Annotated in this window: 15 protein-coding genes and 1 riboswitch; all 15 genes read right to left on the bottom strand. The window is 42.3% G+C overall.

Features of this window, described 5'->3' with window-relative positions; genetic code table 11:
* Window positions 1-123: 123 nt before the first annotated feature.
* Entirely contained in the window at window positions 124-1,812 is a 1,689-nt protein-coding gene (locus ACNQGS_RS18470; protein ID WP_491488611.1) for a bifunctional metallophosphatase/5'-nucleotidase, read from the bottom strand.
* A gap of 161 nt (window positions 1,813-1,973) precedes the next feature.
* Window positions 1,974-2,426 carry a flavodoxin domain-containing protein gene (locus ACNQGS_RS18465; RefSeq protein ID WP_491488610.1) on the bottom strand — a complete coding sequence of 151 codons (453 nt, stop codon included), beginning with the start codon at window positions 2,424-2,426 and terminating at the stop codon, window positions 1,974-1,976.
* The gene (locus ACNQGS_RS18460) at window positions 2,423-3,460 is read right to left on the bottom strand and encodes a ribonucleotide-diphosphate reductase subunit beta (RefSeq protein WP_491488609.1); all 1,038 of its coding nucleotides are present in this window, start codon (window positions 3,458-3,460) and stop codon (window positions 2,423-2,425) included. Before ACNQGS_RS18460 ends, ACNQGS_RS18465 begins: the two co-directional genes overlap by 4 nt.
* Before the next feature lie 15 nt (window positions 3,461-3,475).
* Window positions 3,476-5,764, bottom strand: a complete 2,289-nt coding sequence (locus ACNQGS_RS18455) for a ribonucleoside-diphosphate reductase subunit alpha (protein ID WP_491488608.1) — start codon at window positions 5,762-5,764, stop codon at window positions 3,476-3,478.
* 140 nt (window positions 5,765-5,904) lie between these two features.
* Window positions 5,905-6,104: riboswitch (cobalamin riboswitch) on the bottom strand.
* An 86-nt stretch (window positions 6,105-6,190) separates the two neighbouring features.
* Window positions 6,191-6,643 (bottom strand): OsmC family protein, encoded by a 453-nt coding sequence (locus tag ACNQGS_RS18450; protein WP_491488607.1) that lies wholly within the window; start codon window positions 6,641-6,643, stop codon window positions 6,191-6,193.
* A gap of 284 nt (window positions 6,644-6,927) precedes the next feature.
* The gene (locus ACNQGS_RS18445; RefSeq protein WP_491488606.1) at window positions 6,928-7,461 is read right to left on the bottom strand and encodes a cysteine hydrolase family protein; all 534 of its coding nucleotides are present in this window, start codon (window positions 7,459-7,461) and stop codon (window positions 6,928-6,930) included.
* Window positions 7,462-7,590: 129 nt separating this feature from the next.
* Window positions 7,591-8,592, bottom strand: a complete 1,002-nt coding sequence (locus ACNQGS_RS18440) for an LLM class flavin-dependent oxidoreductase (protein ID WP_491488605.1) — start codon at window positions 8,590-8,592, stop codon at window positions 7,591-7,593.
* 127 nt (window positions 8,593-8,719) lie between these two features.
* Window positions 8,720-8,863, bottom strand: a complete 144-nt coding sequence (locus ACNQGS_RS18435; protein ID WP_491488604.1) for a hypothetical protein — start codon at window positions 8,861-8,863, stop codon at window positions 8,720-8,722.
* A gap of 38 nt (window positions 8,864-8,901) precedes the next feature.
* The gene (locus tag ACNQGS_RS18430; RefSeq protein ID WP_491488603.1) at window positions 8,902-9,039 is read right to left on the bottom strand and encodes a hypothetical protein; all 138 of its coding nucleotides are present in this window, start codon (window positions 9,037-9,039) and stop codon (window positions 8,902-8,904) included.
* Window positions 9,040-9,157: 118 nt separating this feature from the next.
* Window positions 9,158-10,057, bottom strand: coding sequence for a formyltetrahydrofolate deformylase (gene purU / locus ACNQGS_RS18425; protein WP_491488602.1), 900 nt, complete (start codon window positions 10,055-10,057; stop codon window positions 9,158-9,160).
* Window positions 10,058-10,165: 108 nt separating this feature from the next.
* Window positions 10,166-10,834: a phosphatase PAP2 family protein gene (locus ACNQGS_RS18420; RefSeq protein ID WP_491488601.1), complete on the bottom strand. Its 669-nt coding sequence runs from the start codon at window positions 10,832-10,834 to the stop codon at window positions 10,166-10,168.
* 165 nt (window positions 10,835-10,999) lie between these two features.
* Window positions 11,000-12,016 carry an NADPH-dependent curcumin/dihydrocurcumin reductase gene (curA, locus tag ACNQGS_RS18415; protein ID WP_491488600.1) on the bottom strand — a complete coding sequence of 339 codons (1,017 nt, stop codon included), beginning with the start codon at window positions 12,014-12,016 and terminating at the stop codon, window positions 11,000-11,002.
* A 166-nt stretch (window positions 12,017-12,182) separates the two neighbouring features.
* Window positions 12,183-12,371, bottom strand: coding sequence for a hypothetical protein (locus ACNQGS_RS18410; RefSeq protein ID WP_491488599.1), 189 nt, complete (start codon window positions 12,369-12,371; stop codon window positions 12,183-12,185).
* Window positions 12,346-12,492, bottom strand: a complete 147-nt coding sequence (locus ACNQGS_RS18405) for an NAD(P)-binding domain-containing protein (RefSeq protein ID WP_491488598.1) — start codon at window positions 12,490-12,492, stop codon at window positions 12,346-12,348. The genes ACNQGS_RS18410 and ACNQGS_RS18405 overlap by 26 nt, the downstream gene beginning before the upstream one ends.
* Before the next feature lie 22 nt (window positions 12,493-12,514).
* The gene (locus ACNQGS_RS18400; RefSeq protein ID WP_491488597.1) at window positions 12,515-13,447 is read right to left on the bottom strand and encodes a D-2-hydroxyacid dehydrogenase; all 933 of its coding nucleotides are present in this window, start codon (window positions 13,445-13,447) and stop codon (window positions 12,515-12,517) included.
* Window positions 13,448-13,457: the final 10 nt, after the last annotated feature.

Below are 13,457 nucleotides of genomic sequence, written 5' to 3'. Positions count from 1 at the left end.
TTTTTAATGCTAGAATTCTATATTATTTACATAAAAAGGGGAATCTTACCATAAGTAAAATTCCCAACTGTATTAACATAGTTTTTCTGGATTTCTTTTTTAGCCTACAAATACGTCCAGCTATTAATTTGCCAGATTTACGATGCGCCCCTCCAAACTTGGACTGACGGTTTTATCTTCTTGGGCGCTCACATATTCAGTAAAGGTTTCCCAGTCGACATATCCAGGCTCGCTGACACGGCCTTCACTGTACGCTTTTGCGAAAACAGTAAAACCGTCTCCGCCTTTTGCGGTGAAAGTGTTCGTGGCAACAACGTAAGTTTTATTAGGATCAAGAGGAACATAATTAACGCCATCCTCTTTTACATCGATTGATTTCACCTTTTGGCCAACAGGCAGACTGCTGTCATAGGTGAATTTCAAACCGGATACTTGCAGGAAGCCACCAAATGCTTTCGGTGCGTCTTTCACACTGATTTCTAAAGCCTCTTTAATTTCCGCGCCCGTTAATTTCATGATGCCCAGCGAGTTTCCAAATGGCATGACTTCGAGGACCTTTGCCAAAGTAATATCCCCTTCCGGCACTGAGGTCCGAATCCCGCCCCCATTTTGGAAAGCAATAACGGTATCCGGATTGATTGTTTTTGCTTTGGCCAGCATTCCATCCGTAATTAAGTTCCCCAGATTGGTTTCACCAGTTCGGGCCGGCGGATTGCCGCCGATTAAGTCAACGGTTGTTTTACCAATCACGGTCTTTTCCATTTCTACTACAGCTGGCTTATATTTAGTTTCGAGTATTTGTGCCGCCTCCGGATCTTCTGGTACTTGACTAAGATCTACAAGCTTGCCTCCAAAGTTCACAATTTTTCCTTTTTTATCAAATCGAACATCCAGTGTCCCTAGGAATTTGCTGTATTCATTGGCTTGGACAATGACTGTCGGTTCCTTGCCGGCTTCTACCATGACCGGTTGATCCAGTTTAGTATGGGTATGGCCGCCCACAATGATGTCAATCCCGTCGACTTCCTTGGCTAACGTTAGGTCGTTATCCCCACCGCCATCATCGTACCCGATATGAGTCAGAGCAATAATTTTGTTGACGCCTTTTTCTTTGAACGATTTGACTGCTTGTTTTGCTTCTTCTAGATAATTTTGAAAAGCCACATCAGGGCCTGGGCTGGAGATGTCCACGGTTTCTGCAGTCGTCAATCCAAAAATCCCGATTCGCTCCCCGTTTACCTTTTTAATAATGCCATTGTAAATTTCGCCATTGCCCTTGGGATTGTTTTTTATTTCATCATTAAAATACGGGTTGATATTTCCATCTTTCTTGAAGTCGACATTGGCGCTGACAAATGGAAATCCCGCCCCTTTCACAAAATTCGCCAAGGTGGCTGTCCCTTTGTCAAATTCATGGTTGCCAAATGTCATCGCGTCATAGCCCGCAAGATTCATAAACTCTAGATCCGCCAGACCCTCATACTTGTTAAAATAAAGTGTACCGCTAAAAACATCCCCAGCATCCAATAAAAGTGAACTTGGATGTGCTTCACGCACTTGTTTAATAGCTGTTATCCTTCTTGCAACATTGTCTAAATGTGCATGGGTATCATTGGTGTGCATGATAGTCAACGTATAGTTGTTTTTGTCTTTATTATGTAGAGCAGATTCATAGGAGGCATTTGCTTGTGCTTTAACTGACGATACAGGAGGTTCTTTAGGGGCTGCAAGAGCAGCAGTGGCAGTTGTCATCATGGCGGCGGCAGTTAATACAGAGAAAAACTTACGGTAAAGCGTTTTTTGAACTTTCATCCAATCCCCTCTTTACATATAAATTTTTTACCTTGGCGTATGAAATATTACACCACATTTATTCTAGCAAATTTTTCAAGGAATTTCCTTCCTTTTCAGATAGGACTAAAATTAAATCTAAAAATGCGAGAACTTTTTAAATCCTCGCATTTCTTTTATTACTAACCTAAAGCAATTTTTTGGTTTATCCGTTTCAATATACTTTCCACAAACTTCCTGCAACGCTCTATGTCCTTCGCCTGCGGAATCACTTCAATTTTAAGAGTGGCGGCCAAGTTAGTCTGAACATAAAGCATATCCCTAAATTCATCAACTGCCCCGCAAAATCTTGGGTACCCGCTGTCGCCAGTTCCTGCCGCCCCCGTAATCATACCGCTGACCTCCAATGTTTCAAAAGCGCGGTATAGTTCCATCATTTCGTATGGGATTTCCCCATTTCCCCACGTATAGGTTCCAATCACGACCGAATCAAACCTCGCTGATTCCCAAACCGGAAATTGGTCAACACGAAACAGGGATGTATCTCTATTTTTCTGTAAAAATAAACGCCACAGCAAATAGGCTAACTCCTCCGTATTCCCTGTTTTTGAAGCATAGACGATGGCTATTTTCATAACTCATCGAACCCATTTGATTGGGTGACCTTAGAATATGTCCGCGGCTTCTGCTCGAAGAAATCAGATTTTGTTCCGTTCAGCATTTCATCGCTAAACACATGAATCCACGGCATCGGATTGTTCCTTTCCTTATATAAATTCTGCAGTCCAAGCTGTCGGAGGCGCTTATTGGCGAGGTATTCCGTGTAATCTTCGTACTCACCTAAATCAATTCCGTCAATATCCTTCAAAATAAAGGAAGCCCATTCTTTCTCAAGCCCGACGGCTTTTCCAATGGTCTGATATACATAATCCATATTCTCCTGAGTGTACAGCTCCGGATTTTCTGTTAACAAAATCCGAATAAACTGGGCCATGAAGTATGCATGCTGCATTTCGTCCCGCTGAATATAGCTGATCATCGTGCTCGTTTTCAGCATTTTCTGCTGCCGGGCAAGATAATAGAAAAAGGCAAAGCCTGCATAAAAATAGATCCCCTCGAGATTAATAGAATTTACACTTAACTCAAATAAATGCTGTGGGGTAGGATTCTCGCGAAATCGTTCATAAGCATCTAAAATCAATTGGTTTCGTTTTTGGACAATGGGGTCACTTTTTGCTTGATTAAATCGCTCATTCTGCTCACTTAACGGCACCAGCGAGCTCAAAATATACGAATAGGATTCATTATGGACCGCCTCCTGTTGGGCAATCACAGCAAAAACCGCTTTAAAGCTGGAATCGGTCACATAATCCATTACTTGTGTCATCGTCGGCGTTTGCAAGCTGTCTAGCGATGCAAGCTGAGTATTGATCCGTAAAAATACATCTTTTTCTATCTCACTAAGCAGGTCCCATTGTTTTATGTCATCCTGCATATTAATCTCTTGTGCCTTCCAAAAATTTGACAGTAAGGTTTGATACAAATCATACATCTGCGGGTAGGCAATATCGTTCCAATTCAGCAGGCCTGATGATTCTCCGTTGATAATCCCTGTTGATTTGTTTGGAAATTCCGGATTTAGCAATTTAATTTTTTTCAAAAGTTTCATCTTTATTTCCCCCTGTTAGCTATGGCAAGCTTCGCATTCCTCGATTTCCGTTTGCGAAGTGCTTCTTACGTAGTACGTCGTCTTTAACCCCTGCCTCCACGCTTCCATATGAAGGTTCAGCAGCTCTTTCGCCTTGATATCATGACGGACATAAAGGTTAAAGCTGATTGCCTGGTCGATATGGCGCGAGCGTGCCGCATTTTGTTTGATACTCCACGTTTGATCCAGTTCATGCCTTGCCCGGCGATAATAGAGGTATGTTCGATGATTCAAATCCGGTGCGGTCACTTTAAATTTAAAGTTTTTCTTTTCTTCTGCGTATTCGACTGAATAGATGGGGTCAATGCCATCTGTTGAACCACCAATCTTTGCTGTTGATGAATTTGGTGCGATAGCCATTAGCCAGCCATTCCGGAGACCGGATTGCGCGACCTCCCTCTTTAACTCCAGCCACCTCTCAGACCGATAATTTTTCCGTGCAAAATACTCACCAGTCTGCCACTCCGAACTTTGAAATTGGCTGTATGCCCCCTTTTCTAAGGCTAATTCCATTGAGGAGCGGATGGTATAGTAGGCAATATCTTCATATAGCTCGTCCGCAAATTCAACGGCTGACTCAGATTCCCAGTGAATCCCCTTCAATGCTAAAAGATGATGCCATCCAAACGTGCCAAGACCAATAGCCCGGAATTTCTTATTCGTCAGCTGTGCCTGTCCTACCGAAATAGTATTTAAATCTATGACATTATCAAGCATTCTTACCTGTATCCGTATCAAACGTTTCAGCACATTTGCCGGTACCGCTTTTGCGAGATTGATGGACGAAAGATTACAGACAACAAAATCGCCAGGTTTTCGAACAATCACGACGTTTCCATCCTGATCCTGGTATTCGTTAACAATTTTTGTGGCTGACATATTTTGCGTGATTTCCGTACAAAGGTTGCTGCAGAAAATCGAGGTACGGCCCTTCCCTAATAGATGTTTATTGGGATTTTGCCGGTTGACCTCGTCCCGGTAAAACATATACGGCGTCCCCGTTTCCAATTGCACCATCATGATTCGCGCCATAATATCCATAGCCCTATACGTTTTTCGCGGCAGTAACGGATGGTTAACAGCCTCTTCATATTTATCCCTAAAATATTTCCGGTCAATTTCATCGTAAAAATCCTCTAGCCCTAGGGGATTTCCATTCGCATCTTTCCAGCCCATCACCTGTTTCACTTGATGAGGACAAAAGGTATGCCACTCGCCGATGCTTCTGCCATTCCCATCGGTCTCCTGCAGTTTTTCCATAAAAAGATCCGGCACGCAGACACCTGTAAAAATATCATGTGCTTTCCGGCGTTCGTCCCCATTGTTCGTTTTCAAATCCAGGAAACCGTTCATTAGATCCTTGTGAAACAAATCCAAGTAAACAGCAATTGCCCCCTGGCGCTGGCCTAATTGATCAACACTGACGGCCGTATCGTTGACCAATTTAACCCATGGTACGACACCGGAGGAATTACCCTTGAACTTTTTAATGTCTGAGCCTAATGCCCTCACCTTTCCAAAGTAAATCCCAATCCCGCCGCCATCTTTGCTTAACCGGGCAATGTCCCAGTTATTTAAATAGATGCCATCAAGGGAATCGTCCACCGTATCAATGAAGCAGGAGGACAGCTGGCCAAAGCTTTTTCCGGCATTCGCCAAGGTGGGGGTGGCGACAGTCATATATAAATTACTCAATGCCCAGTAAGCTTCTTTTACCAGTTTTATCCTCACGCCCCTTTTCTCGTATTTCATGATTGTCATAGCAATGATCATGAAACGTTCCTGCGGTAGTTCGAAAATGTTCCGATTATGGTCCCGGGCAAGATAACGGTCTGCCAATAGGAATAACCCTATGTAATTAAATAACTCATCCCGCTCAGGATTAATCTCTTTCGCTAATTCCTCTATTTCCTCTTTCGTATATAGATTTAATAGGTCACTAGAATAAATCCCTATACTACTTAAATGTATAATTAAGCTGTGTAGATCCCCATATTTTAGTGAAGAATCATAGCCTCTATTCTCTGCTGCATTAATATAGAGTTCATACAGATATAAGCGGGCCGCAACAAAAGTCCAATCCGGCTGGTCCATTGCAATTTTGTTGACTGCATATAATAATCCCTTCTGATTTGCCTCCAATGCTGACCCATCCAGCTCCATGATTTGTTTTTGCAGCTCCATCGTATCCACTCCGTATTTATCGGATGCCTGCCTAATCGTCTCAAATACTTCCTTTATTTCTGTCTTAACCTGTGTGGTCATGTCACTTTCCTCCTAAAAAAATAAAAAATCCGCTCCGGCGAGAACCGAGCGGATGAAACGAGCACACAACAAAAGGGAATAACGAGGCCATGTCTTCCTTATGTTGCCGTCGTTTCCTCTTCTCAATCCCCGAAGAAGTTGAAACATCTTAAGAAAGACAGGTCTCCTGACTTATGCATCACTCTACTCTAAGCCCTTCCCGTATAAGCACCTATTTTCATAAGCATTCTTATACAGTGGTTTGCTCATTTCGTCAGCATTTACAGTTGCGGGGGCAGTTCCGGCATCACACCGGATTCCCTATTAAGCCGTGTTCGGCATCTTCCCTTAAGGCTAACACAATATATAGTTTTCAACTTTACAAATCGAACAGCATATAGAAAAACTAATATCAATATTAGTACATGCCCATTTTTGGGTCAAGTATTATTTTCCATCAACAACAACATTTGGCTCAAGTGAAAAATTGATGCTCGGCCGCAATGTTTGCGAAATAAAGCAAGCTTTTTCAGCTCGAACTGCAATCTCTTGCAATTTTTCTGGAGAGATTCCAGAGTCACTACTAATATAAAAAACTGGGCGATGGATAATTTGTTTAAACTTCAATTTACCGTCCTCTCTGTCGACTACACCCTCAGAAACAACCTCGAGTTTTTCTACCTCAATTTTTCGATTCCCCAGCATCGCCCCTAGTGTAATCATATAACAATTATTGGAAGATGAAATAAGCAGCTCCTCTGGATTTGAACCGATTCCTGGACCCTCCATATCCGCCGGTGCCGAAACAGCGATATCAAGACCACCGTTTGTCTGAATATGCCCCTTCCCATTCCGATCTCCCTGCCAGGTGCCATTTACTTTAAAGTGAAAACTTTCCATTTTGCAAATACCCCTTTATCATTTTTTATGAAACCATCCTTATTAACCTTTCAACAAAAATTCCGAAAACCCTGCAAAAAATAACAAAAAGGAATCTTACATTTTCCAATGTAAAATTCCTCCATTCTTCCCTTTAATGTGCATGGTGATTATGATGGCGGTGGAACATTTGATGATTAGAATCCACTGCCATGATCAAAACTCCCAAGCCCATCTCCACAATCCCAACAATCAGAAAAATCGGCAATGTTTAGCGAGACATTCGTCCGCAAAAAGTTCTTAATTTAAAAGATAACCTCATCCGCCTTTACAATGGCAACCTGATGTTCAGGAGTTTTCACCCCTCTTAGTGTACTATTATGGAGATTTATTATTTGCTCGGCAGTATAAACTCCGTCAACGGTGGTATGACCATCCTCAACTAATGTAACATCAAAACCTTGTGATAAGGCCGCACGGCAAGTCGTATCAATGCAGAATTCCGTTCTAACTCCGACCACAACAAGGTGAGTCACACCGCGATTTTGCAACTCTTCTTGTAATTCCGTTTGATAAAAAGAATCTGCCGCCCGTTTATGGATCACAATATCCTGCTCGCGTGGAGTAATCCCAGGAGCAAACTGCCAAAACTGTGTTCCCCTTGCCAGCAAATCCCCCTTCGGACCTTCAAACTGTATATAAAAGACAGGGACATTTTCTCTTTCCGCCTTAGCAATCATCTTTTGTATTACGGAAAACGTTTCATCCTGTTTATAAGTCCCCCAAAGCGGACCTAACTGAACGTCAATAACCAGTAATGATGATTTTCCTTCTCTCATTAATCCATTCCCCTTTCAGCGAATTTTTTAATTGCCCCCTACTAATTTTACATCTAATTCCCTTAAAATCCGTACAAATAAGATAATAAAAAAGCGCAAATATCCTGCAAGATATTTGCGCTTTTCTTTCTATTTCCCGTCCACAATTTCCTTTAATATCTCATACGACCGTTTTTGTTTTTCAACATCATAAATATAGGTAACAGCCATAAGTTCATCCACATTATATTTTTCCTGAAATGCTGACAACTGCTCCCGGACGGTCTCTTTACTTCCCAACATCGTCATTCTCGACATGGACATTACCATTTCCTTCTCCATTGGAGTCCAAATTTGATCCATATTTTCAACAGGTGGCTGCAATGGCATGCGGGAACCGCGAACAACGTTTAGGGAAAATTGCCGCATCGTAGTTGATAAGAAACTTGCTTCTTCGTCCGTTTCAGCAGTAACTACGTTTAAACAAACCATCATGTATGGCTTATCCAAATACTCTGACGGCTGGAATCGGCTGCGATATATCGAAATCGCCTCCTCCATATATCTTGGCGCAAAATGGGAGGCAAAAACATATGGCAAACCTAAGCTTGCAGCAAGATAGGCGGAATCAGTTGAAGATCCCAGGATGTAAATTGGGATCCCAGTCCCTGCCCCAGGATATGCCCGCACATAACCTTGCTGGTCTTCTGGTCCAAAATACGTTTGCAACGCTTTAACATCTTCAGGAAACGTAAAAACAGAATCATTTTTCGAACGTCTTAGTGCATTTGCTGTCATCATGTCTGTTCCAGGCGCGCGGCCGAGTCCAAGTTCAACCCGCCCCGGATAAATGGTTGCCATCGTTCCGAATTGTTCAGCAACTACCAAAGGGGAGTGGTTCGGGAGCATAATCCCGCCCGAGCCCACGCTAATTTCATTTGTATGTTCTAAGGTATGTTTTATTAAAATGGCAGTTGCAGAACTGACCAGCGTCGGGGTGTTGTGGTGTTCCGCAATCCAATAACGTTTATATCCCATTTTTTCAACTGACTGTGCTAAATCCACCATTGCATCAATCGCTTGTTTCGAATCCTGTCCTTCCCGAATTGGGGCAAGGTTTAATACTGAAACTGGTATATGAGTATTTGTCATTATTTATAAGTCCTTTCTTTAAACAGATACACTACTATAGTAACAATGACAGTTTAGGAACAAAAATTAAATGCTTATACAAAAAGAAAAAGGTGCCGCACCATCCCGACACCCTTTCCATTCAAACTTAATCGTTATTATTCTTCTGCTGTATTGATACATGCTTTGGAGGTTTCGGATAACCCGTTTTTCCTGAATCGTCTGGACCGGTTAGGGTATTTCTTTGATCTAATACCTTTCCTGAGTACTCAATTGGATTTTTATCTGCCATCTTTTTTCACCTCTATTTTTTATTGGATTCAGGTAAGTTTAAACTTCTTTTCCCTTTTCGCCATATTTCATTCTTCTTTCCGCTTCGCTCATCCGGTTTTGCGGCGGTCTGGTTTTATTGAGCGCCTTCTTTAATTCCACCGTTGCATCATCGTTTGTGTTATATTTCTTATCCATGAATATCACTCCTTTTCGTTCTTATTATGAACTGAATTAAAAGCTTCATTCTTCCAGACTAACGCAAAAAAGCCCCCCATTATCACGGGATGGCTTTTAAAAATATATAAACTTCGCATTAAAAGACAATCGTTTTATTCTCATGGACAATAACCCGGTCTTCTAAATGCCATTTGACCGCACGCGCTAATACACTCCGCTCGATCGAACGGCCGATTTTCTTTAGGGCCTCAACATTCGAACGGTGGTCAACCCGGGCAATATCCTGCTCGATAATTGGCCCTTCGTCCAAATCATTGGTCACATAATGGGAGGTGGCCCCGATTAATTTTACACCGCGGCCATATGCCCGTTCATACGGCCGGGCCCCAATAAAGGCTGGCAGGAACGAATGGTGGATGTTGATAATTTTATTCGGGTTAGCAGCCACAAAGTTCGGCGTCAAAATTTGCATATAGCGGGCCAGCACTATGACATCAATTTCATGTTCTTTGAGGAGCTGCAATTGCTTGGCTTCAACCTCCGCACGAATGTCCTTATTGGCAGGAATATAGTAGAACTGAATATTCAGTCCTTCGACCACATCCCTAGCCTCTTCATGATTGCTGATGACAAGAGCGATGTCCGTCAATAAATCACCGCTTTGCCATTCCCATAAAAGTTCAAGCAGACAATGCAATTCCTTTGATACAAAAATCGCCGTTCTTTTCACCTCAAAAACCGGTCTAAAGCTCCATTCCATTGAAAACTGCGCAGCGATCTCAATAAATTTCTGTTTCATTTCCTGAGCTTTATCTTTTAAAGAGGGGCATTCAAATTCAATTCTGATGAAAAAACGCCCGCCCTCTGGATTAGTAGAATACTGATTGGACTCAATAATATTTGCATTGTAGGAATATAAAAATTGCGAAATGGCAGCCACAATACCCGGTTGATCCGGACAACTGACTAAAAGCCTGCCGCGATTTTGATTCTTCTTTTGAAATTGTTCTAACTGATCTTTAAAAAACGAACTCATGATAGCTACCTCTACCCTCATTTTAATTATTGTGAATTATTATACAATTTAAAGTAGGGCCTTGTCACCATCTTAATAGAAAAACGGGTGGCGTGCCACCCCGTTTTTTTACGTCTTTTTCAACTGTCTGCCTTTTAATTGCGGCTGCCTTTCTACATACCATTGGAAAAACCAGATTGTTGTTGTCATCCAAAACCCGCTCGCAAAATAGCCGCCAATAATATCACTTGGATAATGAACACCCAAATAGATACGGCTGATGCCAATCATCAAAATCATAATAATACTAAAAATAATCAACAGTGTGCGGCCTGTTCGGGTAGCAATATGTCTCCAAAGCAGGAAGGCAAGTATTCCATATACAGAAAATGCATTCATCGCATGTCCGCTCGGAAAACTATAGCCACCGATTTCTATCAATCGATGGAATTCGGGCCGTGCTCGGTGAAAGATTGATTTTAATATGGAATTGATAATCGGGGTTCCCGCAATCACGGCAATGAATAATATCAATTCCAGCCGATGGTGAAGCACCTTATAGAGAAAGTAAATAATAAGGATGCTGAGAATTACCACTATTTTTGTCGACCCAATAAAGGTGAAAAATTTCATGATGGCTGTTAAGGCAGGTGACTCAAGTCCCTGAACCGAATTTATTATGGTGCTATCAAATTGGACAATCTTATGAGCCTCGATAAGCGTTGCCATCAATGCAAAGGCTGCAAGGGAGATGACACTTATGATGAATGCGCGTGTTAGCTGAAACTTCAAGTTCATTGCTGGTAACCTCACCGATAAAATTTCCTTTATTTTACCCTATTTCTGTTTATATCATAAAGCTTCGGGTAAAATAGGCAACTTGTTTGTTACTTCTAATACCGTTTTATACCCGCTCCGGGCAAAACACAAAAAGTGCCCCAAAAGGGACACTTCTTTTCTTCTTTATTCCTCAGCCACTTTCACCAGCTGTTTACCAATGTTGTCACCGCGGAAAAGTCCTAGGAAGGCATCTACAGTGTTATCAAAGCCTTCGACAATCGTTTCACGGTATTTGATTTTTCCTTCCCTTACCCACTGGGTTAGCTGTGTTAAGCCTTCCTTGTTGTGCTGGGCATAGTCAGAAACAATGAAGCCCTTCATCAAGGAACTGGTTGTCAACAACTGACCAGCCACTCTTGGACCGATAGGCAGCTTATCCGCATTATATTGAGAGATTTGTCCGCAAATGGCGGTTCTGGACTGGAAGTTAATTAAGGACATCACCGCATCGCTTACAGTACCCCCAACATTGTCGAAATAAACATCGACACCGTTAGGGCAGGCTTCCTTCAATGCTTTGCGAAGGTTGTCTGCTGTTTTATAGTTAATCGCAGCATCAAAACCTAGTTCATCTGTTAAATAGGCGCATTTATCGTCTCCGCCTGCAATACCAACGACTCGGCAGCCTTTTAATTTAGCGATTTGACCGACAACTGTTCCAACAGCTCCAGATGCTCCTGAAACGACGACCGTTTCCCCTTCCTTCGGCTCCCCTATGTATAACAATCCAAAATAAGCAGTTAATCCAGGCATTCCGAGCACATGCAGTGCAGTAGTCACAGGTGCCAATTCTGGGTTAAGTCTGCGAAGACCGCTTCCATCAGAAACGTTATACTCAGCCCATTCCATAATGCCATCTACATACTGCCCCACTTCAAACCGAGAATTTTTCGATTCGATTACTTTTCCAACGACCCCGCCTTTAAATGGCTGACCTACTTCATATGGCTTGGCATAAGATTTGGCATCCGACATCCGGCCTCTCATATAAGGGTCAACAGACAAATATAGTGACCGTATTAGCACTTCACCATCCTGAAGTTCAGGAAAATTCACCTCAATAAATTCAAAATTGCTTTCATCTGGCATTCCTACTGGCCGACTAGCCAATAAAATTTTTCTGTTCAAAAGGTTTGTCATCTAACCACTCCCTGTTTTATCTACTCCAAGAAGCAATTCTAGGTGCTTGATTATAATGTTCTACTTTTACGGCCATTCTCCTGCCAGAACACAAAATTAATGCGCGTATACCTTCAATTTATCCTATTTTTCTTACTATTTCGGCAATATCCTTCGCTGCACCCTGTTATTCCAATCCCGCTTTTTCAAGAGCAATTCTAGCAAGTGCAGCCCAATCCTGATTTCCGCGATTTTTGGCCACTGAGGCGAGCAGGCGGTTATGTAATAGACCCGCTAACGGCATCGGTGTCTGGGTCGAGTTTGCTTCCCCCAAAACTAGGTTGCAATCTTTAAGACCAAGCGCCAGCTTCCACAACTGCCTTGGTTTTCTCGGGAGTTCGATTGTAAACCTTCACCTGAAAACCAGCCTTCAATAAATTCATGACCATAGGCTCTCCCATATTTCCAAGGCCAATAAAGCCGATTACTCGTGTCATTTTCGTTCATACTCCTGTTATTCTAATATCCCTTATTGGTATCTACTATATTGTTAAGAGGTTTATTTTCTTCCAAGTTTCTGAGTGTATCCAAAAAACACGCCGCCCCTTCTTCAGGTGTCGTTACCGCTGAAATATGAGGGGTAATCAGTACGCCAGGATGTATCCATAATGGTTGATTTTCCGGCAGCGGCTCCTGTGTAAATACATCCAGGACAGCATAACGGACCTGCCCGTCTTCCAAAGCTTGCAGCAATGATTCTTCATCCACCGATGCTCCCCGCCCTACATTAATAAAACCGGCGTTTGTTACTTTTTGAAAAACTTGACTATTAAAAAAACCAGCCGTTTCTTCCGTCAGCGGCATCGTGTTGATAATCACATCCATTTCCCCTAGGATGGTAAAATGAGATTCAACAGTCATAGCCTCTTTAAAATACTCTTTTTCTTTTCCACTTTGGGAGACGCCGTAAACCTCCACTCCGAAACCAGACAAAAGCTTGGCGACAGCCTGCCCAATTTCACCGGTTCCATAGACCATCACTTTGAGTTCATTTAATAGCTTCGGAGTCCGTTGCCGCCATTTTTTCTGCAGCTGTAATTCCCGAAACTCCTCGTGACATTGTAAGTCTCTTAATATGTAGCTTAAGCAATACTCTCCGATTCTTTGACCAAACGTACAAACTGTCCTTGTTAAAAGTACACGATCGTCCCAGGTCTTTTTATATAAAAAGCGGTCAACTCCCGCACCGAGCGAGTGCACCCATTTTAAATGACTGTAATCGTAATCCGATTTAAGATTAAAAGATACAAGTGCATCCGCCCATTTCAAATTCTCCTGAGTGGCTTCATCCTCCGGAATATAACGGAAATTTTTTTGGACGCCCGCATTTTGGATGTATGCCCGAAGCTCCTTATACATGGGGCTGACAATTAAAATATTTTCGATTTTCACAATAATTCAC

It is taken from the genome of Neobacillus sp. PVCKKU3 (genome assembly GCF_058323225.1).
Note: the sequence above shows the minus strand (reverse complement) of the source record. Positions and strands in the feature narration are given on the sequence as shown.

Excerpts from the sequence above, each read along its gene's own strand:
- ACNQGS_RS18470 (WP_491488611.1), bottom strand. The coding sequence starts at position 1,812 with ATGAAAGTTCAAAAAACGCTTTACCGTAAGTTTTTCTCTGTATTAACT.
- ACNQGS_RS18465 (WP_491488610.1), bottom strand. The coding sequence starts at position 2,426 with ATGAAAATAGCCATCGTCTATGCTTCAAAAACAGGGAATACGGAGGAG.
- ACNQGS_RS18460 (WP_491488609.1), bottom strand. The coding sequence starts at position 3,460 with ATGAAACTTTTGAAAAAAATTAAATTGCTAAATCCGGAATTTCCAAAC.
- ACNQGS_RS18455 (WP_491488608.1), bottom strand. The coding sequence starts at position 5,764 with ATGACCACACAGGTTAAGACAGAAATAAAGGAAGTATTTGAGACGATT.
- ACNQGS_RS18450 (WP_491488607.1), bottom strand. The coding sequence starts at position 6,643 with ATGGAAAGTTTTCACTTTAAAGTAAATGGCACCTGGCAGGGAGATCGG.
- ACNQGS_RS18445 (WP_491488606.1), bottom strand. The coding sequence starts at position 7,461 with ATGAGAGAAGGAAAATCATCATTACTGGTTATTGACGTTCAGTTAGGT.
- ACNQGS_RS18440 (WP_491488605.1), bottom strand. The coding sequence starts at position 8,592 with ATGACAAATACTCATATACCAGTTTCAGTATTAAACCTTGCCCCAATT.
- ACNQGS_RS18435 (WP_491488604.1), bottom strand. The coding sequence starts at position 8,863 with ATGGCAGATAAAAATCCAATTGAGTACTCAGGAAAGGTATTAGATCAA.
- ACNQGS_RS18430 (WP_491488603.1), bottom strand. The coding sequence starts at position 9,039 with ATGGATAAGAAATATAACACAAACGATGATGCAACGGTGGAATTAAAG.
- purU (WP_491488602.1), bottom strand. The coding sequence starts at position 10,057 with ATGAGTTCGTTTTTTAAAGATCAGTTAGAACAATTTCAAAAGAAGAAT.
- ACNQGS_RS18420 (WP_491488601.1), bottom strand. The coding sequence starts at position 10,834 with ATGAACTTGAAGTTTCAGCTAACACGCGCATTCATCATAAGTGTCATC.
- curA (WP_491488600.1), bottom strand. The coding sequence starts at position 12,016 with ATGACAAACCTTTTGAACAGAAAAATTTTATTGGCTAGTCGGCCAGTA.
- ACNQGS_RS18405 (WP_491488598.1), bottom strand. The coding sequence starts at position 12,492 with ATGACACGAGTAATCGGCTTTATTGGCCTTGGAAATATGGGAGAGCCT.